Source organism: Corynebacterium faecale, from assembly GCF_030408735.1.
GTDB lineage: Bacteria > Actinomycetota > Actinomycetes > Mycobacteriales > Mycobacteriaceae > Corynebacterium > Corynebacterium faecale.
This window is the reverse complement of sequence record NZ_CP047204.1, coordinates 1,632,245-1,654,301: the sequence shown is the minus strand read 5'-3', so window position 1 is coordinate 1,654,301 and position 22,057 is coordinate 1,632,245. Positions and strand designations below refer to the sequence as shown.

At 60.0% G+C, this 22,057-nt stretch carries 19 protein-coding genes; all 19 read left to right on the top strand.

The window, feature by feature from the left end; genetic code table 11:
- Positions 1 to 5 precede the first annotated feature (5 nt).
- The 19 genes from fmt (at position 6) to CFAEC_RS07460 (ending at position 22,001) form a co-directional block, all read left to right on the top strand.
- Positions 6 to 953, top strand: coding sequence for a methionyl-tRNA formyltransferase (gene fmt, locus CFAEC_RS07550; protein ID WP_290275595.1), 948 nt, complete (start codon positions 6 to 8; stop codon positions 951 to 953).
- Positions 950 to 2,428 carry an RsmB/NOP family class I SAM-dependent RNA methyltransferase gene (locus CFAEC_RS07545; RefSeq protein ID WP_290275592.1) on the top strand — a complete coding sequence of 493 codons (1,479 nt, stop codon included), beginning with the start codon at positions 950 to 952 and terminating at the stop codon, positions 2,426 to 2,428. Before fmt ends, CFAEC_RS07545 begins: the two co-directional genes overlap by 4 nt.
- 25 nt (positions 2,429 to 2,453) lie before the next feature.
- Positions 2,454 to 3,119: a ribulose-phosphate 3-epimerase gene (gene rpe, locus CFAEC_RS07540; protein WP_290275590.1), complete on the top strand. Its 666-nt coding sequence runs from the start codon at positions 2,454 to 2,456 to the stop codon at positions 3,117 to 3,119.
- 6 nt (positions 3,120 to 3,125) lie between these two features.
- Complete coding sequence (gene ribD, locus CFAEC_RS07535) at positions 3,126 to 4,118, top strand: bifunctional diaminohydroxyphosphoribosylaminopyrimidine deaminase/5-amino-6-(5-phosphoribosylamino)uracil reductase RibD (protein WP_290275588.1); 993 nt, start codon at positions 3,126 to 3,128, stop codon at positions 4,116 to 4,118.
- Positions 4,119 to 4,739: a riboflavin synthase gene (locus CFAEC_RS07530; RefSeq protein ID WP_290275586.1), complete on the top strand. Its 621-nt coding sequence runs from the start codon at positions 4,119 to 4,121 to the stop codon at positions 4,737 to 4,739.
- A 10-nt stretch (positions 4,740 to 4,749) separates the two neighbouring features.
- Positions 4,750 to 6,042 carry a bifunctional 3,4-dihydroxy-2-butanone-4-phosphate synthase/GTP cyclohydrolase II gene (locus CFAEC_RS07525; protein ID WP_290275584.1) on the top strand — a complete coding sequence of 431 codons (1,293 nt, stop codon included), beginning with the start codon at positions 4,750 to 4,752 and terminating at the stop codon, positions 6,040 to 6,042.
- Positions 6,035 to 6,514, top strand: a complete 480-nt coding sequence (gene ribH / locus CFAEC_RS07520) for a 6,7-dimethyl-8-ribityllumazine synthase (protein ID WP_290275582.1) — start codon at positions 6,035 to 6,037, stop codon at positions 6,512 to 6,514. The genes CFAEC_RS07525 and ribH overlap by 8 nt, the downstream gene beginning before the upstream one ends.
- A 51-nt stretch (positions 6,515 to 6,565) precedes the next feature.
- The gene (locus tag CFAEC_RS07515) at positions 6,566 to 7,132 is read left to right on the top strand and encodes a PH domain-containing protein (RefSeq protein ID WP_290275580.1); all 567 of its coding nucleotides are present in this window, start codon (positions 6,566 to 6,568) and stop codon (positions 7,130 to 7,132) included.
- 8 nt (positions 7,133 to 7,140) lie between these two features.
- Positions 7,141 to 9,210 carry an excinuclease ABC subunit UvrC gene (gene uvrC / locus CFAEC_RS07510; protein ID WP_290275578.1) on the top strand — a complete coding sequence of 690 codons (2,070 nt, stop codon included), beginning with the start codon at positions 7,141 to 7,143 and terminating at the stop codon, positions 9,208 to 9,210.
- Positions 9,211 to 9,322: 112 nt separating this feature from the next.
- Positions 9,323 to 10,195 carry an RNase adapter RapZ gene (gene rapZ, locus CFAEC_RS07505; RefSeq protein ID WP_290279840.1) on the top strand — a complete coding sequence of 291 codons (873 nt, stop codon included), beginning with the start codon at positions 9,323 to 9,325 and terminating at the stop codon, positions 10,193 to 10,195.
- 16 nt (positions 10,196 to 10,211) lie between these two features.
- The gene (locus CFAEC_RS07500; protein WP_290275576.1) at positions 10,212 to 11,279 is read left to right on the top strand and encodes a gluconeogenesis factor YvcK family protein; all 1,068 of its coding nucleotides are present in this window, start codon (positions 10,212 to 10,214) and stop codon (positions 11,277 to 11,279) included.
- Between the two features lie 130 nt (positions 11,280 to 11,409).
- Positions 11,410 to 12,393 carry a DNA-binding protein WhiA gene (gene whiA / locus CFAEC_RS07495; protein WP_290279839.1) on the top strand — a complete coding sequence of 328 codons (984 nt, stop codon included), beginning with the start codon at positions 11,410 to 11,412 and terminating at the stop codon, positions 12,391 to 12,393.
- Positions 12,394 to 12,906: 513 nt separating this feature from the next.
- Positions 12,907 to 13,911 carry a type I glyceraldehyde-3-phosphate dehydrogenase gene (gap, locus tag CFAEC_RS07490; RefSeq protein ID WP_290275574.1) on the top strand — a complete coding sequence of 335 codons (1,005 nt, stop codon included), beginning with the start codon at positions 12,907 to 12,909 and terminating at the stop codon, positions 13,909 to 13,911.
- Positions 13,912 to 14,108: 197 nt separating this feature from the next.
- Positions 14,109 to 15,329 carry a phosphoglycerate kinase gene (gene pgk / locus CFAEC_RS07485; protein WP_290275572.1) on the top strand — a complete coding sequence of 407 codons (1,221 nt, stop codon included), beginning with the start codon at positions 14,109 to 14,111 and terminating at the stop codon, positions 15,327 to 15,329.
- 63 nt (positions 15,330 to 15,392) lie between these two features.
- Positions 15,393 to 16,172, top strand: a complete 780-nt coding sequence (gene tpiA, locus CFAEC_RS07480) for a triose-phosphate isomerase (protein WP_290275570.1) — start codon at positions 15,393 to 15,395, stop codon at positions 16,170 to 16,172.
- Between the two features lie 83 nt (positions 16,173 to 16,255).
- Positions 16,256 to 19,015 carry a phosphoenolpyruvate carboxylase gene (gene ppc / locus CFAEC_RS07475; protein WP_290275568.1) on the top strand — a complete coding sequence of 920 codons (2,760 nt, stop codon included), beginning with the start codon at positions 16,256 to 16,258 and terminating at the stop codon, positions 19,013 to 19,015.
- 103 nt (positions 19,016 to 19,118) lie between these two features.
- The gene (secG, locus tag CFAEC_RS07470; protein ID WP_290275565.1) at positions 19,119 to 19,352 is read left to right on the top strand and encodes a preprotein translocase subunit SecG; all 234 of its coding nucleotides are present in this window, start codon (positions 19,119 to 19,121) and stop codon (positions 19,350 to 19,352) included.
- 196 nt (positions 19,353 to 19,548) lie between these two features.
- The gene (locus CFAEC_RS07465) at positions 19,549 to 20,883 is read left to right on the top strand and encodes an ammonium transporter (protein ID WP_290275563.1); all 1,335 of its coding nucleotides are present in this window, start codon (positions 19,549 to 19,551) and stop codon (positions 20,881 to 20,883) included.
- Complete coding sequence (locus CFAEC_RS07460; RefSeq protein WP_290275561.1) at positions 20,880 to 22,001, top strand: ornithine cyclodeaminase family protein; 1,122 nt, start codon at positions 20,880 to 20,882, stop codon at positions 21,999 to 22,001. The genes CFAEC_RS07465 and CFAEC_RS07460 overlap by 4 nt, the downstream gene beginning before the upstream one ends.
- Positions 22,002 to 22,057: the final 56 nt, after the last annotated feature.

Genomic DNA, 22,057 nt, shown 5'->3' with positions numbered 1-22,057 from the left:
CGCACATGCGCCTAGTTTTTGCAGGAACCCCGGAACCGGCTGTGGTCGCGCTCCAGAAGCTGATCGATTCCGACCATGAGGTGGTCGCGGTGCTCACCCAGCCTGATGCCCGTCGTGGCCGTGGTCGCACCCTGCACCCCTCAGCGGTTGCCGAGCTGGCGGAAAAGCACGGGATCGAGGTGATCAAGCCCACCAGCCTCAAGGCAGACACCGAAGATGGACAACTGGTCCGCGAGCGTCTCGCTGAACTTCAGCCCGATTGCCTGCCCGTGGTTGCTTTCGGTCAGCTCATCACCAAGGATCTGTTGGATGTGGCCCCGCACGGTTGGGTCAACCTGCATTTCTCCCTACTCCCAGCATGGCGTGGTGCAGCACCTGTGCAGGCCTCCATCCGCGAAGGCGACCAGGTCACCGGCGCCACCTGCTTCCGGATCGATGAAGGGTTGGATACCGGTCTGATCCTGTCCACCCTCGAAGATGAGATCCTGCCCACCGACACTGCCGATGATCTTCTGACCCGTCTGGCCCACTCCGGTGCGGATCTGCTGGTGGACACGATGACCGGCCTGGATCAGGGCACCATCACACCCCGCGGGCAGGTGGGCGAGGCGACCTACGCCGCCAAGATCACCACCGCCGACGCCCGCATTGACTGGACACAGCCTGCCGAGGTGATCGACCGTCATGTCCGCGCGCACACCCCTGGTCCGGGGGCATGGACAATGCTTGACGACGACCGCCTCAAGGTCGGTCCGCTAACGCCGCTGTCAGCAGCACCGGAGGTGCCAACGCTGGCACCCGGTGCCATTAGTGTGGCGAAGAATATTGTATTTGTAGGAACCGGTTCCGGCCCTGTCTCACTGGGCCAGATCCAGCCTCCGGGAAAGAAGATGATGAATTCAGCAGACTGGGCCCGTGGTGTCCATCTTGATCAGGAAGCGAGTTTTGTATGAGCCTGGAGAAATCGGGCGGTTTCCGCTCCCGTTCAGCCAAGGGTGAACAGAAGAAGGTTCAGCCTAAAAAGGCACCGGTGAAAAAAGCTGCCCCCAAGCGGACCAGCAACAACCGCAGCCCCCGTGCAGAGGTCCGCGAGCTGCGGGCTCTGGGCGTCGACAAGCCCCGTGAGATCGCCTTCGAGGTGTTGGAACGGGTCCGCACCGGTGACGCATATGCCAACCTGGTGTTGCCACGTCTGCTGACCAAGCAGAAGATGGATACCCGTGATGCAGGTTTTGCCACGGAGATCACCTACGGCACGCTGCGGAACCAGGGATTGCTGGATGCGGTGATCGCCTCGGCTGCGAACAGGCCACTGAAGGATATCGATTCAGAGGTGCTTGACGTGCTGCGCATCGGCGCCTACCAGGTGTTGTTCACCCGCGTGGAGGATCACGCAGCCGTGGACACCACCGTGAAGATGGTCGGCGGGCTCAAGAAGTTCAACGCCACCGGCTTTGCCAATGCCGTCATGCGCACCATCACCCGCACACCGGCGGAGGAGTGGCTGGACAAACTGGAACCGGAAGGCGAGATTGCCCGGTTGGCGTTCCGCACCGCCCACCCGGAGTGGATTGCGCAGAGTTTCTCCCGTCTGCTTCCCGCCAGTGAGCTGGAGGAGGCGCTGGCCGCAGACTCCAAGCGTCCCACCGTGCACCTCGTGGCGCGCCCCGGTGAGATCAGCGCGGAGGAGTTGGCGCTGATCACAGGAGGGGAAGAGGGTAAGTATTCGCCCTACGCCGTCTACCTCGAAGGCGGGGACCCCAGCGATATCGATCCCGTCCAGCAGGGCCTGGCGGCAGTGCAGGATGAAGGCTCCCAGCTCATCGCCCGCGCCCTCGTGGAAGCGCCGGTGGAAGGCGATGATCAGGGCCGCTGGCTTGACCTGTGTGCCGGTCCCGGAGGCAAGGCAGCGCTCATCGGCGCGCTTGCCCGCATGGATGGTGCCCGCGTGGATGCCATCGAGGTCTCCGATCACCGGGCCAAACTGGTGGAGCGATCCGTCCGTGGGCTGCCGGTCAAGGTCCATGTGGGTGATGGTCGCACCATCGCACTGGATGACGGTTATGACCGCGCCATCGTGGACGCCCCGTGCTCCGGACTCGGTGCGCTACGCCGCCGCCCGGAGGCCCGCTGGCGCAAGCAGGAATCCGATATCGGACCGCTACACACCCTCCAATATGAACTCCTGGAATCCGCGGTGAACCGGGTGCGCACCGGCGGCATCGTGGTGTATTCCACCTGCTCACCTGATCTCCGTGAAACCCGTGAGGTGGTTGATCGTGCACTGGCCAACTTCGATATCGAGGAGCTGGACGCAGCCGCATACCTGCCAGGCATGGAAGGCACCGGTGAGGGGAAGTCAGTGCAGATGTGGCCGCACCGCCACGGCACCGACGCCATGTTTGTGGCCGTCCTGCGGAAGCGGTGAACCGGTAGGGCTATGATCTGAAGGTATGGCTCAACAGCGCAAACCCATCATCGCCCCATCCATCCTCGCCGCCGATTACGCCCGTCTCGGGGAGGAGATCGCAGCGGTTCCCGATGCCGACTGGATCCACGTTGACATCATGGACGGTCACTTCGTCCCGAACCTGAGCTTCGGTTATGACGTGACCAGGGCTGTCCACCGCGTGACCGACAAGCCCCTGGATGTCCACCTCATGATCGAGAACCCCGAGAAGTGGGTGGACCACTACATCGACGCCGGTGCCGCCTGCGTGATCTTCCACGTCGAGGCCACTGACAAGCATGTGGAACTGGCCAACTACATCCGTTCCAAGGGTGTGCGCGCCGGTTTCTCCGTGCGCCCGGGCACTCCGATCGAGGATTACCTGGACGATCTGGAGCACTTCGACGAAGTCATCATCATGAGCGTCGAGCCCGGCTTCGGCGGCCAGAGCTTCATGCCTGACCAGCTGGACAAGGTACGCACCCTGCGTCGTGTCATCGATGAACGCAACCTGGACATCATCATTGAAATCGACGGTGGCATCTCCGCCACCACGATCACCCAGGCCGCCGACGCCGGGGTGGATGCCTTCGTGGCAGGCTCCGCCGTGTTCGGTGCCGGTGACCCCAATGCCGCCGTGCAGGAACTCCGCGCGCTCGCAACGCCTTAAACAGCAATGACCCCGGACATCCGATCCGCACTCGCCCTGGCCACCGACGCCTCCGACAAGGTCCGCGGCACGACCAGCCCCAACCCGCCGGTTGGTGCTGTCATTCTTGACGCGCGGGGTGAAGTCGCCGGAGTCGGCGCCACCCAGCCACCTGGCGGTGCGCATGCGGAAGTGATGGCGCTCGCCGCCGCCGGTGAACGCGCCCGTGGAGGCACCGCGGTGGTCACCCTCGAACCGTGCAACCACACCGGCCGCACGGGGCCATGCTCGCAGGCGCTCATCCACGCCGGCATCGCCCGGGTCTTCTACGCCAATCCCGACCCCTTCCCGCAGGCCGCCGGAGGCGCCGACCACCTGCAACAAGCGGGCGTGGAGACACATCTGCTCAATGAACCGGTACCTGCGCTCATGCCGTGGCTGCGGGCAACCATTCTCGAGCGCCCACATGTCACCCTCAAATTCGCCGGAACCCTTGACGGTTTCGCCGCGGCCACCGACGGAACCAGTCAGTGGATCACAGGGGAGCAGGCGAGGGCATTCGTTCACACCGACCGGGCGAAGCGGGACGCCATCATCGTGGGCACAGGCACTGTCCTGGCGGATGATCCCTCACTGACGGCGCGGGGGCCGAATGGTTTGTACAGCCAGCAACCACGTCGTGTCGTTGTCGGGGGCAGGCGGGTTCCGGACGGATCGAATCTGAACCGCCTTGGTTTTGAGCAGTACGCGGGAATAAATGATGCCCTGATAGCGCTGTGGCAGGCAGGATGCCGGGACGTCCTCCTGGAGGGAGGGCCCACCCTGGCCACCGCCATGCTGCGCGACGGTTTAGTTGATGCGATCCAGGCGTACATAGCCCCCGCGCTTCTGGGTGCAGGTAGGTCTGTGCTGAGCTGGGACGGGGACACCACCATCTCCGATATAAAGCGTTTCAGCACCACCGCTGTTCGACAGCTCGGTGATGATGTGTTGATTGACATGATTCGAAAGGACCACTAGATGTTTACTGGCATTGTTGAGGAGCTCGGCTCCGTATCCGGCGTGGAAAACCTGGGGGACTCCGTCCGGTTGACCATCGCGGCCGCCACCGTTTTAGAAGATGTCCATCTCGGGGATTCCATCGCGGTCAACGGCGTCTGCCTGACCGTGGCCACCTTTGAAGAAGGCCATTTCACCGCCGACTGCATGCAGGTGACCCTTGACCACAGCTCGCTGGGCAGCCTGTCCGTGGGCAGCAAGGTGAACCTGGAACGCGCCATGGCGGCTAACGGGCGTCTCGGTGGGCACATCATGCAGGGCCACGTGGATGCCACCACCCGGTTGCTTTCCCGTGAGAGTTCGGAGAACTGGGATGTCCTCCGCTTCGCTCTTCCTGCGGATCTCGCGCGTTATGTGGTGGAGAAGGGGTCCATCGCATTGAATGGCACCTCACTGACGGTATCCGCCCTGGGCGCAGACTGGTTCGAGGTCTCTCTCATCCCCACGACCCTGCGCGATACCACCCATGGATCCCTGGCGGTGGGTGACGTGGTGAATATCGAGGTTGATGTTATCGCCAAATATGTGGAACGCATGATGATGGTGGGGCCTGGCGACCAGCCGGTTACCGGCGGGAACTAAGGTTAGAAACGTGACTGAGAACGCACCCCATAAAGTTCAGCTGGATTCTGTTGAGGAAGCCATCGCGGACATCGCTGCCGGCAAGGCAGTTGTTGTCGTTGATGATGAAAACCGGGAGAACGAAGGTGATATCATCTTCGCCGCAGAACTTGCCACCCCGGAGCTGGTGGCCTTCATGGTCAGGTATTCCTCCGGTTATATCTGTGTCCCGATGACATCTGAGGACGCCGACCGTCTGGATCTCCCTCCCATGACTGCACATAACCAGGATGCGCGTGGCACTGCCTACACCGTCACCGTGGATGCGAATACCGGCAGCACCGGTATCTCCGCGGCCGACCGTGCACACACCATCAAGCTCCTGGCCGATCCGGATGCTGACCGGGCCGACTTCACCCGTCCGGGGCATGTTGTCCCGCTGCGGGCCCGCGAAGGTGGGGTGCTGGTCCGCGCCGGCCACACCGAAGCTGCCGTTGACCTCTCCCGGGCCGCTGGGCTGCGACCCGCCGGCGTGATCTGCGAGGTGGTCAGTGAAGAGGATCCCACCGGGATGGCGCGTCTGCCCGAACTCCGCAGGTTCTGCGACACCCACGACCTCAAACTGATCTCCATTGAACAGCTCATTGCTTGGCGACGAAAAAACGAGATCCTGGTGGAACGCATCGTGGAGACTAAACTTCCCACCGAATTCGGGGATTTCCAGGCCGTGGGTTACCGCTCCAAGGTGGACGGCACCGAATACGTGGCCATCTGCGAGGGAGATCCCGCATCCGATGGGGGAGAGGACGTTCTGGTCCGCGTCCACTCCGAGTGCCTCACGGGTGATGTCTTTGGATCCCGCCGTTGTGATTGCGGGCAGCAGCTTCATGAATCATTACGGATGATCCATGAAGCCGGACGCGGTGTGGTGGTGTACATGCGTGGCCATGAGGGCCGTGGCATCGGACTGTTGGCCAAGCTGCGTGCGTACCAGCTCCAGGACGAGGGTGCCGACACCGTCGACGCTAATCTTGCCCTCGGCCTGCCGGCTGATTCCCGTGAATTCGGCACCAGCGCGCAGATCCTCTATGACCTGGGTGTGCGATCCCTCAACCTCATCAGCAACAATCCCATCAAGCGTCTGGGCATGGAAGGCCACGGAGTCTCCATCGCCCACCGCACCCCGATCCCGGTGCAGGTCCACGAGGACAATGTCCGTTACCTACGGACCAAACGTGACCGCATGGGACATGATCTACCGGCCGTTGCGGAATGGGAAGCCACCGACCACACTGAAACAACCGAAGGAACACATCATGGCTAAAGAAGGCCTTCCCCAGATCGATCTTCCCGATGCCACCGGTCTGAAGGTGGCGGTGGTTACCGCCAAGTGGAATGCGGAGATCTGTGATCGTTTGCATGACCATGCCGTCAGAACGGGCCGTGCAGCCGGTGCCGAGGTCAGTGAATACCGTGTGGTCGGTGCCCTGGAACTGCCCGTTGTGGTCCAGGAACTCGCCCGGACCCACGATGCCGTGGTGGCTCTGGGCTGTGTCATCCGTGGTGGCACACCCCACTTCGACTATGTATGCGATTCCGTCACCGAGGGCCTCACCCGCATTGCCCTGGACACATCCACCCCGATCGGGAATGGTGTGCTCACCACCAATACCGAGGAACAGGCCATCGAGCGCTCCGGTGCAGAGGGGTCCGTGGAGGACAAGGGTGCCGAAGCCATGGTGGCGGCTTTGGATACGGCGCTGGTGCTTTCTGGGATTCGGGCTGACAGGGGTTAGACTGTCTCATTGAAACGCGCTCCCGAACTGATCTTAAGGAAAAGTGACAACGTGACGACCAACGCTCCCGACGGTGCAAGGCAAGATCTGAACGCCGGCGGGGAGCCCACGGTGCGACTCAGTAATGAGGAACTCCAGCTCTACACCGCAGCCTTCGCCGGAACCACCACCGATAAGCCATGGAGTCTGGTGGTGACCTCGAAGACGATGCGCAAGATCGCCTGGGTGCTCGTTGTCGTCGTCATGGCCGTGCACCTCTTCATGGGGGCTGTCGTGGACGTTGACTTCACCGGTGCCGCCGTGTCCTTCATCGACACCCTCGCATTCCCTGGTGTGGGTGTATTGATCTCAGTGCTGGCATATATCGGATTCACCCGTGCCCGCGTGCGTGCCAATGAAGATGGCGTTGAGGTCCGAAACTTCATCGGCACCCGGTTTTATCCCTGGGTGGTCATCTACGGAATGTCCTTCCCCAAGGGTGCCCGCGTCGCACGCCTTGAGCTCCCTGACTTTGAGTACGTTCCGATGTGGGCTTTTCAGGCGCGGGACGGTGAAGATGTGGTCCGTGCGGTCGCTGAGTTCCGTGAACTCGAAAACAAGCACATGCCGGAGGACTAGCCCCGCTCATGGCTGATCCGACCACCTACCGCCCGGCACCTGGGAGCATTCCCACGGAACCGGGTGTTTATAAATTCCGGGATGAAACCCGCCGGGTCATTTACGTGGGTAAGGCCAAGAACCTACGGTCGAGACTGTCCAATTATTTCCAGGATGTCACCCAGCTCCACCCACGAACCCGTCAGATGGTTTTCGCCGCCTCATCGGTGGAATGGACCGTGGTATCCAGCGAGGTCGAGGCACTGCAGCTGGAATACACCTGGATCAAGCGCTTCGATCCCCGTTTCAACGTCAAATACCGCGACGATAAAACCTACCCCATGCTCGCCGTATCCACAGGTGAGCGTTTTCCCCGTGCCTTCTTCTACCGCGGGCCACGACGGAAAGGTGTGCGGTATTACGGTCCTTATTCCCATGCCTGGGCGGTGCGCGAAACCCTGGATCTACTGATCCGTGTCTTCCCGATGCGGACATGCTCCAAAGGGGTGTTCAACCGGCACGAGAATCTGGGCAGGCCATGCCTGTTGGGGTACATCGACAAGTGTGCCGCCCCGTGTGTGGGACGGGTCTCGGAAGAGGAACACCGGGACATCGTCAACGGATTCTCCTCATTCATGTCCGGCCACACCGATAAGGTCACCAGAAAACTCACCTCAGACATGATGGCGGCCTCCGAGGAACTGGATTTTGAAAAGGCCGCCAGGTTACGCGATGACCTCGGAGCCATCCACAAGGTGATGGAGAAACAGGCAGTTGTGCTTGGCGACGGCACTGATGCAGACATCATCGCCTTCGCCACCGATGAACTGGAGGCCGCAGTCCAGATCTTCCATGTCCGTGGTGGCCGTATCCGTGGTCAGCGTGGCTGGGTCGTGGAGAAGACCGGTGACTGGGATGTGCTGGATGATTCTGATGATCCGGGTGCAGATCCGGCACTTCCACACCTGATGCAGAATTTCCTGGTCCAGTTCTACGGGGATGCCGTGGAGCGCGCAGACACCGAGGCCGCAGAGGACGCAGACCAGATCGAGCGCAGGGGAGTGGATCAGCTCTCCACCCGGGAAACCGCTCCTGTCACCCGCGCCACAGTGGTCCCGCGGGAGATTCTCGTCCAGGTTGCGCCGCACGAAACGGCAGAGACCCGCACTGTGTTGGAGGATATGCGTGGAGCAGGCATTGATCTTCGGGTGCCGCAGCGGGGGGACAAACGGGCGCTCATGGAAACCGTGGAGAGAAACGCCAAGGAACAGCTGAAGCAGCACAAGCTCAAACGCGTGGGTGATCTCACCGCGCGCTCCGCCGCCCTGCAGGACATCCAGGAAGCCCTGGATATGGAGCAGGCCCCGCTGCGCATTGAATGCACGGATATCTCTCATATCCAGGGCACCGATGTGGTGGCATCCCTGGTTGTATTCGAGGATGGTCTGCCAAGAAAGTCTGATTACCGCAGGTACCGGATCAAGGAGGCAGCCGGCGACGGACATTCAGACGATGTGGCGTCCATCGCCGAGGTGACCCGCAGGAGGTTCCTGCGGCACAACCGGGATAAGCTCGCTGTCCCGGAGGCCGAGGAGTACGACGGTTCGACCTTCTCCGATGAAAAAGTGGAGGAGATGTCCACCGATAATCGTCGTTTCGCCTATCCTCCGCAGCTGTTCATCGTGGACGGCGGCGCACCCCAGGTGGCTGCGGCACAAGAGGTCTTCGATGAACTGGGCATAGTGGACGTGACTCTGGTCGGGCTCGCCAAACGGTTGGAGGAGATCTGGTTACCCGGTGATCCAGACCCGGTTATTCTGCCCCGGAACTCCCAGGCGTTGTTCCTTCTTCAACAGATCCGCGATGAAGCCCACCGTTTCGCCATCACCTACCACCGCCAGCAACGCTCTAAGCGCATGCGCGTATCGGAACTGGACGGCATCAGGGGGCTGGGGCAGGCCAGGAGAACCGAGCTGGTGAAACACTTCGGGTCTGTCGCCCGGTTGAAGGAGGCTTCAGTGGACGAGATCGGAGAGGTCAAGGGGTTCGGCCCCACCCTTGCTGCGAGCGTTCATGAGGCGCTGCACAAGGAGGGTTAACCAGCTGCGTCAGAGGAATAGGGGATCGGTTGGTGAACTGATCCGATGTGGTCTGGCTAGTATGTAGGACATGACCCAATCCTCTGGCTCACCGGTTTCCGCGTCCGCCTCCATGTCTGAAACGACTTTCACCCCGGTTATCATCACCGGAATGTCTGGCGCTGGTCTCAGTACCGCAGCCAGGGTTCTGGAAGACCTCGGCTGGTTCGTGTCCCACAACCTTCCCCCGAAGATGATCCTGCCGCTGGTGGAGATGTGTGCGCGCGAGGATTCCCCCGTGGATAAGGTTGCTGCGGTGTGTGACGTCCGTTCCCGCGAGTTCCGTGGTGGACTGCGTGAGACCATCACCGAGCTGGAGGAGAAGAACCTTGCGCCCACGGTGTTGTTCCTGGATGCGCGCGATGATGAGCTGATCCGCAGGTTCGACAACGTCCGCCGAACCCATCCACTCCAGGGTAGCCAGACCCTCCAGGTGGGCATTGAGCGTGAACGCCAGATGCTGTCAGCGCTGAAGGAAGAGGCGGATGTGGTGATCGATACCTCTGAACTGTCGGTGCACGATCTCCGCAGGGCTATCGAATCCTCCTTCCGAACCATTGCCAAGAGAATTCAGCATGTGACCATTCAATCCTTCGGTTTCAAGCATGGTTCCCCCCGCGACGCGGATTTCATCATTGACGCCCGATTCCTCCCCAACCCCTTCTGGATCCCGGAGTTAAAGCCATTCCGTGGCGTGGATAAGCCGGTCTCAGATTATGTGCTGGGTCAGAAGGGAGCATCAGAGTTCCTGGACAACTTCATCACCATGCTCGATGACATGCTCCCCGGCTACCGTCATGAGGGAAAGAATTTCATCACCGTGGGTATTGGTTGCACAGGTGGACACCACCGGTCTGTTGCCGTCTCAGAGGAACTCGCCCGCCGGTTAGGTGAGCGCACTGACCTGGATGTATCGGTGGTTCACCGCGACATCAACCGTAATTAGGTCAGGTGGCTCCACCATGACTTCCCTGTACCAGACCCCTGACCGCTCCTCTGAAATGGCTCCCGTGCTCCCCGAAGATTCAGCTCCCGTACCCGACTGCAGTGCAGAAAATCCCCGTATCATCACCAGTCTGGGAGGTGGACACGGGCTCTTCCAGACGCTGAAAGCCGTGCGCAGCTGTGCTCCGGAGAAAATCAACGCTGTGGTGACTGTGGCTGACGATGGCGGTTCATCCGGGCGCATCAGGCATGAACTCGGACAGATTCCACCCGGAGACCTTCGAATGGCACTGGCCGCACTCACCACTGATGATGAAGACGGGCTCATGTGGGAGCAGCTTCTTCAACACCGTTTCGGCGGTCATGGTGCCCTCGCGGGCCATGCGCTGGGCAATCTCCTCATCGTGGCACTGACTGACTTGTTCGGGACCTCCCAGAACGCCTTGGACAAAGTCGCCGAGCTGGCTGGATCCCGTGGGCGCGTCCTGCCTGTCTGCCTCGAACCACTGGACCTTGAAGCAGAGGTCTCAGGTCTGGACAAAGATCCCCGCCTCATGCGTCAGGTCCGGGGTCAGGTTGCCGTAGCGGCGACACCGGGGCACGTTCGTCGGGTTCGGGTCATCCCCGAGAAGCCACAGGCCAACCCGGACGCGGTGCAGGCGATCCTCGATGCTGATCTGGTGACGCTTGGACCGGGCTCCTGGTTCTCCTCCGTCATTCCACATATTCTGGTGCCCGACATCGTGGATGCCCTTGAGCGAACCCGGGCTGTGAAGGTTCTGGTGCTTAATCTCACCTCCGAGCCCGGTGAAACCGCAGGATTCTCCGCGGAGCGTCACATCCACGTGTTGCGCCAACACGCCAGCAGCCTGAAAGTGGATCAGGTCATCGTTGATTCCGGCACCATCTCCCTGCACTCAGAACGGGAGCACCTCGAACGGGCAGCCCGGACGCTCGGGGCGGAGGTCAGTTTCCAGGACGTCCGCGCAGAGGACGGACGGGGACGATTCACCAGCATTCACGACCCCTCCAAGCTGTGTGATGCACTGATGCTCCAATACCGCCAGATGCGGTCAGGAAGATAGTTCACACGGAGCAGGGTATATGGAGGCTGGCGGCTCGACGGCTAAGCTCGTGATTCAGGTATTTTTCACAAGCGCGGGGGATTCAACCTGAGACCTCCGTGCTACCTCCAGGTGCAAGGAAGGCGTGGCATTGTCACTGACAACTGACATCAAAGATGAACTCACCCGCGTATCGGTGACGCGACAGAGTGCGAAGGCTGCCGAGGTCTCAGCATTGCTCCGTTTCTCGGGGGAACTGCAGTCTGTAACGGGCCGTCTCATCATCGAGGTCAATCTGGACAGCCCCGCGGGAGCACAGAGACTCCGGGATTTCATCCGCCAGCTCTATGACACTGAGGTCCAGGTGCACACCGTCACTCCGACCGGCGCCCGGAAGCATCCGCGTTACCTGGTGCGCATCATCGACAACGCCGATGAGGTTGCTCGTCGTGCCGGGCTGGTCACGCGTTCCGGCCACCTCATCCGTGGGTTGTCACCCCAGGTGATCTCCGGAACAGTCAGTGATGCCGAGGCCGCTTGGCGCGGGGCGTTTCTGGCCGCGGGTTCCTTAACTGAGCCTGGCCGTTCCTCTGCACTTGAGGTGGTGTGCCCTTGCCAGGAGGCGGCGCTGGCACTCGTCGGATGCGCGCGACGCATCGGCGTGACAGCACGAACCAAGGATTCCCGGGGCGCGGATCGCGTTGTGGTTCGTGATGCGGAGGCGGTTGGTGCGCTGCTGACCCGCATCGGTGCCCAGAAATCCAGAATCATCTGGGAGGAGAAACGTCTGCGCAAGGAAGTTCGTACCCCGGCCAACAGGCTGGCGAACTTTGATGATGCGAATCTGCGGCGTTCAGCGCGCGCCGCCATCGCAGCTGCAGCCCGGGTGGAACTGGCCATGAGAATTCTCGGGGACGACGTTCCCGAGCACCTGGCCGAAGCAGGTCAGCTGAGGGTGCAACATCGCCATGCCTCTCTCGAAGAACTCGGCCGGCTCGCGGATCCGCAAATGACCAAGGATGCGGTGGCCGGAAGAATCCGTCGTCTGCTGACAATGGCCGACAAACGGGCCGAAGAACTGGGGATTGCAGACACTAATTCGGCTGTGACAGACGAGCTTCTCGACGAGATGTAGAGCTGCAAGGGGGCTGTCAGGATCTTGATGGTATCTAACCGTGGAGCAGAAACGACATCAGACCTCCAGGTGCCTGGAAATATTTTCAGGCCCTTCGGTGAGTTGTGTCACAAGGGGATTTCCTCCGGTCGGGTGGAACATGAATCATGTGGCTGGAATGAGCGGGCGATGGGCACCCCTTTAGGGGGTGAATTCTTCACGGGTGGGAGTGATGGCTTCGTGGTCGAACATCACGGACTGGGCACCCGTGGGAAATCACCCCCATCTGGAAATCGAACCTTTTTGGTTATGTCCGGTCATTTTTAAAAGTCCTGCGGAATCCGTCATCCGGCGTTAAAATTGGGATCAGGTTAATACGGAGCGGACAGAGCGACGCAGCCAATATCGGTAGATTTGGATGTTAGGTGAGTCTCACGTTTCTAGGATTCAACCTGATCTCCGGCGGTGTGAACCCCGGTAGATCTGAAACAAAACACATTGGCATTCCCCCGCAACTTTCAGAGGAGCAACAACATGACGATTCGTGTTGGTATTAACGGTTTTGGCCGTATCGGACGTAACTTCTACCGAGCAGTTCTCGAGCGCAGCGACGACCTCGAGATCGTGGCAGTCAATGACCTGACTGATAACAAGACCCTCTCCACTCTGCTGAAGTTCGACTCCATCCTTGGACGCCTGTCTGAAGAGGTTGAGTACGATGACGAGTCCATCACCGTTGGTGGCAATCGCATCGCCGTCTACGCAGAGCGCGATCCAAAGAACCTGGATTGGGCCGCCCACAACGTTGACATCGTCATCGAGTCCACCGGATTCTTCACCGATGCTGAGGCTGCCAAGGCCCACATCGAGGCTGGCGCCAAGAAGGTCATCATCTCCGCACCAGCGAAGAATGAGGATGCAACCTTCGTCTACGGCGTGAACCACCAGGACTACGACCCGGAGAACCACAACATCATCTCCGGCGCATCCTGCACCACCAACTGCCTGGCACCGATGGCCAAGGTCCTCAATGATAAGTTCGGCATCGAGAATGGTCTGATGACCACCATCCACGCCTACACCGGTGACCAGCGTCTGCACGATGCACCTCACAGCGACCTTCGCCGCGCACGCGCTGCAGCTGTGAACATCGTCCCAACCTCCACCGGTGCAGCCAAGGCCGTCGCCCTGGTTCTGCCTGAGCTCAAGGGCAAGCTCGATGGCTACGCACTCCGCGTACCTGTCATCACCGGTTCAGCAACCGACCTGACCTTCACCACCAACTCCGAGGTCACCGTCGAGTCCATCAACGCCGCGATCAAGGAAGCCGCTACCGGCGAGCTGGCTGACACCCTCGCTTACACCGAAGAGCCGATCGTCTCCACCGACATCATCACCGATCCTCACGGTTCCATCTTCGACGCAGGTCTGACCAAGGTGTCCGGTAACACCGTCAAGGTTGTCTCCTGGTACGACAACGAGTGGGGTTACACCTGCCAGCTGCTGCGCCTGACCGAACTGGTCGCGTCCAAGCTCTAAGGATCTCCACGTCAAAGTCACAGCTCACCCCATGATTGCGGAAGATCCGCCATCCGGGCCAGGTTGGTGACTTACCCTGTGGCCCGGGGTGTGCCTCGGCACACCCCGGGCCATTTTGTGTCGGTTTCAATACAATCTAGGTGCGACTGTCCGCAGTCCACACCCCCAATCTTTTCACTAACTCCAAGGAGTACGGCATGGCTGTTAAGACCCTCAAGGATCTGCTCGATGAGGGCGTCGATGGACGTCACGTTATCGTTCGCTCTGATTTCAACGTCCCATTGAACGATGAGCGTGAAATCACCGACAAGGGCCGGATCATCGCCTCACTGCCTACTCTCAAGGCACTCTCCGAATCCGGTGCCAAGGTCATCGTGATGGCGCACCTCGGTCGCCCGAAGGGTGAGGTCAACGAGAAGTTCTCCCTCGCACCCGTTGCCGAGGCCCTCTCCGATGAGTTGGGTCAGTATGTGGCTCTCGCTGCAGATGTTGTCGGCGAGGACGCCCACGAGCGTGCCAACGGTCTGACCGAGGGTGACATCCTTCTCCTGGAGAACGTCCGCTTCGATCCCCGCGAAACCTCCAAGGACGAGGCCGAGCGGACAGAGTTCGCACAGCAGCTCGCGGAACTCGCAGCCGACAACGGCGCATTCGTCTCCGATGGATTCGGTGTTGTGCACCGCGCACAGACCTCTGTTTATGATATCGCCAAGGTGCTCCCGAGCTACGCCGGTGGTCTGGTGGAGACTGAGATTTCCGTGCTGGATAAGATCGCGGAGAACCCCGAGGCCCCATACACCGTGGTTCTCGGTGGATCCAAGGTTTCTGACAAGCTCGGTGTGATCGAGGCACTGGCTTCGAAGGCCGATTCCATCATCATCGGTGGTGGCATGTGCTACACCTTCCTCAAGGCCCAGGGGCACGATGTCCAGAAGTCCATGCTCCAGGATGAGATGGTGGACACCTGCCGTGATCTCCTGGAGCGCTTCGGCGACAAGATCGTTCTGCCGGTCGATCTGACCTGGGCTTCCGAGTTCTCCAAGGATGCAGACAAGAAGGTCACGGACCTCGATTCCGCACCTGAGGGATGGCTTTCCCTGGACATCGGTCCGAAGTCCGTCGAGAAGTTCGCTGAGGTTCTTGGCGCGTCCAAGACCATCTTCTGGAACGGGCCAATGGGTGTGTTCGAGTTTGAGGCATTCTCCGACGGCACCCGCGGTATCGCCCAGGCCATCATCGACGCAACCGCCAACAACGGTGCTTTCTCCGTGGTCGGTGGCGGTGACTCTGCAGCGTCCGTCCGCGTTCTCGGACTGGATGAGGAGGGCTTCTCCCACATCTCCACCGGTGGCGGCGCATCCCTCGAGTTCCTTGAGGGCAAGGAACTGCCCGGCGTTGCCATCCTGAAGAACTCCTAGAGAATTAACGCCTCACCACCTCAACAGTTTCAAACTAACCCATCTTAGGAAGGTGTGTCACACATGGCACGTAAGCCACTCATCGCCGGTAACTGGAAGATGAACCTTGATCACCAGCAGGCCATCGGAACTGTCCAGAAGCTCGCATTCGCTCTGCACAAGGATTACTACGAGAAGGTTGACGTCGCCGTCACCGTCCCCTTCACCGATCTGCGTTCCGTTCAGACCCTGGTCGAGGGCGACAAGCTCGAGGTCACCTACGGCGCACAGGATGTGTCACAGCATGAATCCGGTGCGTACACCGGTGAAATCTCAGCAGCCATGTTGGCGAAGCTGAACTGCTCCTGGGTTGTTGTGGGCCACTCCGAACGACGTGAGTACCACAATGAGTCCGATGAGCTGGTTGCTGCCAAGGCCAAGGCTGCGCTGGGCAAGGGCATCAGCCCGATCGTCTGCGTCGGAGAACCACTGGAGATCCGCGAGGCCGGCACCCACGTTGACTACGTGATCGAGCAGACCCGCGCATCCCTGTCGGGTCTCAGCTCCGAGGATCTCGCGAACACTGTCATCGCCTACGAACCTGTCTGGGCCATCGGCACCGGCAAGGTCGCTTCCGCGGCTGATGCACAGGAAGTCTGCAAGGCCATCCGCGGACTCATCACCGAACTCGCCGGTGATGAAGTCGCAGCAGGCATGCGTATCCTCTACGGCGGTTCCGTTAAGGAGGACACCGTGGGTGAGATCGTTGGCCAGCCTGACGTTGATGGTGGTCTCGTCGGCGGCGCATCCCTGGATGGCGAGGCGTTTGCCAAGCTCGCCATTAACGCAGCGAACGCAGTCTAGCTCATCCAGTTCCATCTCTTCCGCCCGCCGAGTCCACGTTACTTCCGGCGGGCGGTTCTATTTCCCAGGAGTTGAATTTTCCCGTGAACGACCTTCTTCGTGATGATATCCGCTATCTCGGCCGCATCCTCGGCGAGGTGATTGCTGAACAGGAGGGTGATGATGTCTACTCACTCGTCGAGCGTGCCCGTCAGATCTCCTTTGAGATCGCCAAGGGAAATACCGAGATGGATAGTCTCATCCAGGTGTTCTCGGGAATCAGCCCCGCCCGCGCCACACCCGTAGCCCGCGCCTTCACCCACTTCGCCCTCCTCGCCAACCTGGCGGAGGATCTCCACGATGCCGCCTCGCGTGAGCAGGATCTGGATGCCGGTTTGCCGGCACCGGATAGCACGCTTGAGGCGACGTGGGAGAAGCTTGACGACGCCGACGTCCCCGCCAGCGAGGTCGCAGCGGTCATCCGCAATGCGCAGGTCGCCCCGGTTCTCACCGCACACCCCACGGAGACCCGTCGTCGTACAGTCTTCGATGCGCAGAAGCACATCACCGCCCGCATGCAGGAACGCCATCTCATTCTGGCCGCTGCGGAAAATGCCCGCACCGGAGACAAACTGGACGCCATTGAGCGTGACATCCGCAGACGCGTGACCATCCTGTGGCAGACCGCTCTCATCAGGGTGGCACGGCCCCGCATCGAAGATGAGATCGAGGTGGGCCTGCGTTATTACAAACTCAGTCTCCTCGCCGAGATCCCCCGCATCAACCGCGATGTGACAGCTGAGTTGACCCGCCGTTATGGAAAGGACATCCCGGAGGTCGCTGTGGTCAGGCCTGGGTCCTGGATCGGAGGCGACCATGATGGCAATCCGTTTGTCACAGCTGACACCGTCAGTTATGCCACCCACCGCGCGGGCGAGACGGTGCTCAAACACTATGTCAAACAGCTGCACGCCCTGGAACACGAACTGAGCCTGTCCGATCGGATGAATGAAGTCACCGATGAGCTGCGAGCTCTCGCCGATGGCGGTCAGAATGATGTGCCCAGTCGCGTGGATGAGCCTTACCGCCGTGCGGTCCACGGTATCCGTGGTCGTATGCTATCCACTCTCGTGGAGCTGATCGGCCGTGACTCCGTGGAGGGCAACTGGTTCGAGACCTTCACGCCCTATGCGGGCCCCGAAGATTTCAAGCATGATCTAGACACCGTGGACACCTCACTCAGACTGTCCAAGGATGACATCATCGCTGATGACCGCCTGGCCATGCTGCGCTCCGCCGCTGACAGCTTCGGCTTCAATCTCTACTCCCTGGACCTCCGACAGAATTCTGAGAGTTTCGAGGAGGTGCTCACCGAACTCTTCGCCACCGCGCAGACCACCGGAAACTACAGTGGCCTCACCGAGGAGGAGAAGACCAGGCTGCTGGTTCGGGAACTCAGCAGCCCGCGCCCCCTCATCCCTCATGGTGAGTCTGACTATTCCGAGGTTACTAACCGTGAGTTGGGGATCTTCGCCAAGGCGGCGGAAGCAGCGAGGAAGTTCGGGCCGTGGATGGTGCCACACTGCATCATCTCCATGGCCTCATCGGTTACTGACGTGTTGGAACCGATGGTCCTGCTCAAGGAGTTTGGCCTGATCAAGGCTAATGGCTTGAATCCCACCGGCCATGTTGATGTCATCCCGCTGTTCGAGACCATCGATGATCTGCAGCGTGGTGCCGGCATTCTTGAGGAACTGTGGGATATCGAGCTCTACCGCAATTACCTCAATCAGCGGGATAATGTCCAGGAGGTCATGCTCGGATATTCAGACTCCAACAAGGATGGCGGGTATTTCGCCGCGAACTGGGCTCTCTACGATGCGGAGCTGCGGTTGGTGGAGCTGTGCCGTCAGGAGAATGTGAAATTGCGTCTCTTCCATGGACGCGGCGGCACCGTCGGTCGTGGTGGGGGACCGTCCTATGATGCGATCCTGGCACAGCCCAAGGGGGCGGTCCGTGGTGCGGTGCGCGTCACTGAACAGGGCGAGATCATCTCTGCCAAGTACGGCAATCCGGCAACCGCCAGGCGGAACCTGGAGGCTCTTGTCGCAGCCACGCTGGAAGCCTCGTTGCTCGATGATGTTGAACTTCCCAACCGCGAGCGCGCCCACGAGGTCATGGGGGAGATCTCCGAGCTGAGTCTCCGGAAGTACTCCTCGCTGGTCCATGAGGATCCTGGCTTCATCCCGTATTTCACCCAGTCCACACCGGTGCAGGAGATCGGGTCGCTGAATATCGGTTCCAGGCCGTCCTCGAGGAAGCAGACGGATTCCGTGGATGATCTCCGCGCGATTCCGTGGGTTCTCAGCTGGTCACAGTCCCGTGTGATGCTTCCGGGTTGGTTCGGAGTGGGCACCGCGTTGAAGGAGTGGATCGGTGACGGCGAGCATGCGGATGAACGGATCGCCGAGCTCCGGGAACTCAACCGCTGCTGGCCGTTTTTCACCTCGGTGCTGGACAACATGGCACAGGTGATGAGTAAAGCGGAACTTCGGTTGGCCAAACTCTACGCCGATCTGATTCCGGACCGGGAGGTGGCTGAACGGATCTACAGCACCATCTATGAGGAATACTTCCTGACAAAGGATATGTTCTGCACAATCACCGGATCCAGTGATCTGCTGGACGATAACCCTGCGTTGGCGCGGTCTGTACGCAGCAGGTTCCCTTATCTCCTGCCCTTGAATGTCATCCAGGTGGAGATGATGCGTCGTTATCGTTCGGGCGATGACAGCGTTGCTGTGCCCCGCAACATTCAGTTGGCCATGAATGGTCTGTCAACCGCGCTGCGCAACTCCGGTTAGACACGCGTGATGTCAGCGGGTGGGAATACTCCGTGTATACTGTGCGGAGTTGCCCGTTCTCGGGCGTGATGGACAGACATTTACGGCAAAGGATTATCTGCACATGGCACTGACGCTTCAAATCGTCCTCGTACTCTCCAGCGTGCTCATGACGGTTTTCGTCCTGCTGCACAAGGGTAAGGGCGGCGGTCTCTCCAGCCTCTTCGGCGGTGGCGTGCAGTCCAATCTCTCAGGCTCCACCGTGGTGGAGAAGAACCTGGACCGTGTCACCATCCTGACCGCCGTCATCTGGATCATCTGCATCATCGCACTCAACCTGGTCCAGGCTTATTCCTAAGACCTGTTGATTTTTAAAGGGCCTGACCTCTTATGAGGTCAGGCCCTTTTTGTTGTGTCAAAAAGTTCGTGGCGAAGTGATCTGCGCAACAGCACCGTAAAACCTATTGTGCGATAGAAAAGCGCGCGGTAAATTACCTGTCATGCAATAGAAAATATTGCTTCCGGGAACGGACACGACGGTGAAAGGCCAACACATGGACCCCTCAGATCTCGCATGGATGCTCGCAGCATTCGCACTGGTCACACTCATGTTTCCCGGGCTGTCCTTCCTTTATGGGGGAATGCTCGGAAGACATCAGGTACTCAACACCTTCATGATGGTTATGGGCTCACTCGCTGTCACCATTGCGGTGTATGTTGCCTATGGGCACGGCCTCGTGATGGGCAACTCGGTCGGCGGGCTCGGCATCATCGGTAACCCACTGGATCACCTTGGTTTCCGCAGCGTGATGAAGGAGGATGGCGCCGGTGGAATGATGTGGGCCGGCTTCTATATTCTTTTCGCCGCCATCTCACTGGCTCTGGTCGCATCAGGTGCGGCTGGCCGTATGAAATTCGGAGCATGGCTGCTTTTTGGGGCTATCTGGATCACACTCGTTTATGCGCCGCTGGCCCATTGGGTTTTTGCCTTCGACGGGCCGGGTGTGACAGGCGGATGGATGGTCAATACACTTGGTTTCCATGATTTTGCGGGTGGCACAGCCATCCACATGAACGCCGGTGCCTCCGGACTGGCCTTGGCGCTGGTGCTGGGACGTCGCCACGTCACTGCGGCTCGCCCCCACAACCTACCCCTCGTTCTTCTGGGTGCGGGAATGATCATGGTGGGATGGTTCGGATTCAACGGTGGCACCGCCGGGGGAGCAAACTTCCTTGCCAGCTATGTGGTGGTCACCTCCCTTCTGGCAGCGGGTGGCGGAATGCTCGGATTCATCCTGGTGGAACGGCTGGCCACCGGACACTCAACCCTGCTCGGTCTGGCCACCGGTCTCATCGCCGGACTCGTAGCAATCACCCCAGCGGCTGATGCGGTGAGTCCTGGCGGGGCCCTCGCTGCCGGATTCCTCGGTTCCGCGATAGCAGCCTGGGCGATCAGCTGGAAACGTAGCCACCGCATCGATGACACCTTGGATGTTTTTGCTGTACACGGCATGGCGGGTATCTCAGGCGCATTGTTTGTCATGTTCTTCGGTGATCCAGCCGCACCGGCTGGGTTGGCGGGTGTTTTCCGGGGTGGGGACCAGTCATTGTTATGGCGTGAACCCCTGGCCATCGCGGTCACCCTGGTATATGCCTTCGGAATGACCTGGATAATCGCCACGGTAATGAACCGAATTGTCTCCATCCGCATCACACCTGAAGAGGAATACGCGGGCATCGACACCTCTCTCCATGCCGAATCCGCCTATCACCTGGCTGTTCCGGGGCTGGCCACCCGCATGAATCCGGAAACCACCATTCCTGAGGAAACCGCTTCTGGTCAGCCACAAGTCGCTGAACCCTCATCACAGAAAGAAGATATACGATGATCGATTTCATCTTCCTCAACGAGCCAGACATGATCGACGCGGGTGTCACCGATATTGCTGCCTGCATAAATGTAATGGAAGAAACTCTCATTCTCCTGGCGCAAGGTGATTACCGGATGGCTGGGCAAGACTCCAACTCACATGGGGCCATGATTACCTTCCCGGCACGGCCGCCATTTCCCGGAATGCCGGCTGACGGTCCAGATCGCAGGTTCATGGCCATGCCAGCATATTTAGGTGGGCGCTTTAACAACACGGGGGTGAAGTGGTACGGATCCAACGCGGAGAACCGCATGAGTGGTCTGCCTCGATCCATTCACACCTTTGTGCTCAATGACACCCGCACCGGGGTGCCGAAAGCCCTCATGTCGGCCAACCTACTCTCTGCTTACCGCACCGGCGCAGTGCCCGGTGTCGGGGTGAAACACCTGGCTGTAGAAAATGCTACAACCCTTGCAGTGGTCGGACCGGGAGTTATGGGCCGTACTATCACCGAAGCCTGCCTGGCACTGCGCCCCGGCATCACCACTATCAAAATCAAGGGACGCAGCGCTAAGGGAACAGATGAGTTCACCACCTGGGCCACTGCGAAATATCCCGGTGTCACAGTGGAAACAGCCCAGTCCGTCGAGGCCGCTGTGGCAGGGGCCGATATTGTGGTCGCAGCCACCAGCACTGATGCAGCAGGATCTGCAGCTTTCCCCTATTTTCACAAAGACTGGCTCAAACCAGGGGCGCTGCTTCTTCTCCCTGCAGCAGCTCGTTTCGATGATTCCTTTCTCACTGGGGAAGCCCGCCTGGTGGTGGATTACATGGGACTCTATAACGCCTGGGCTGAAGAATACGGCACCAGCGCCTATCAGCTGCTTGGCATCCCAGGGACGCACTGGCACGACCTCATCCGGACCGGGGTGTTGGAGCAGAACAGAGTTCGTCAGATGGGTGATATCTGCCAGGGCATCCTGCCAGCCAGGCTTAACAATGAGGAGATCATCCTCTACTCAATTGGTGGAATGCCGGTTGAGGATGTCGCCTGGGCCACCCAGGTATACGACAACGCCACGATGAGGGGTATCGGCACCAGCCTCAAACTCTGGGATAAACCCGCCCTCATGTGAGGTGAGTTACTGACAGGGTCTTCCGGGAACAGGGAATCTATGAAAGGATTGGGAGA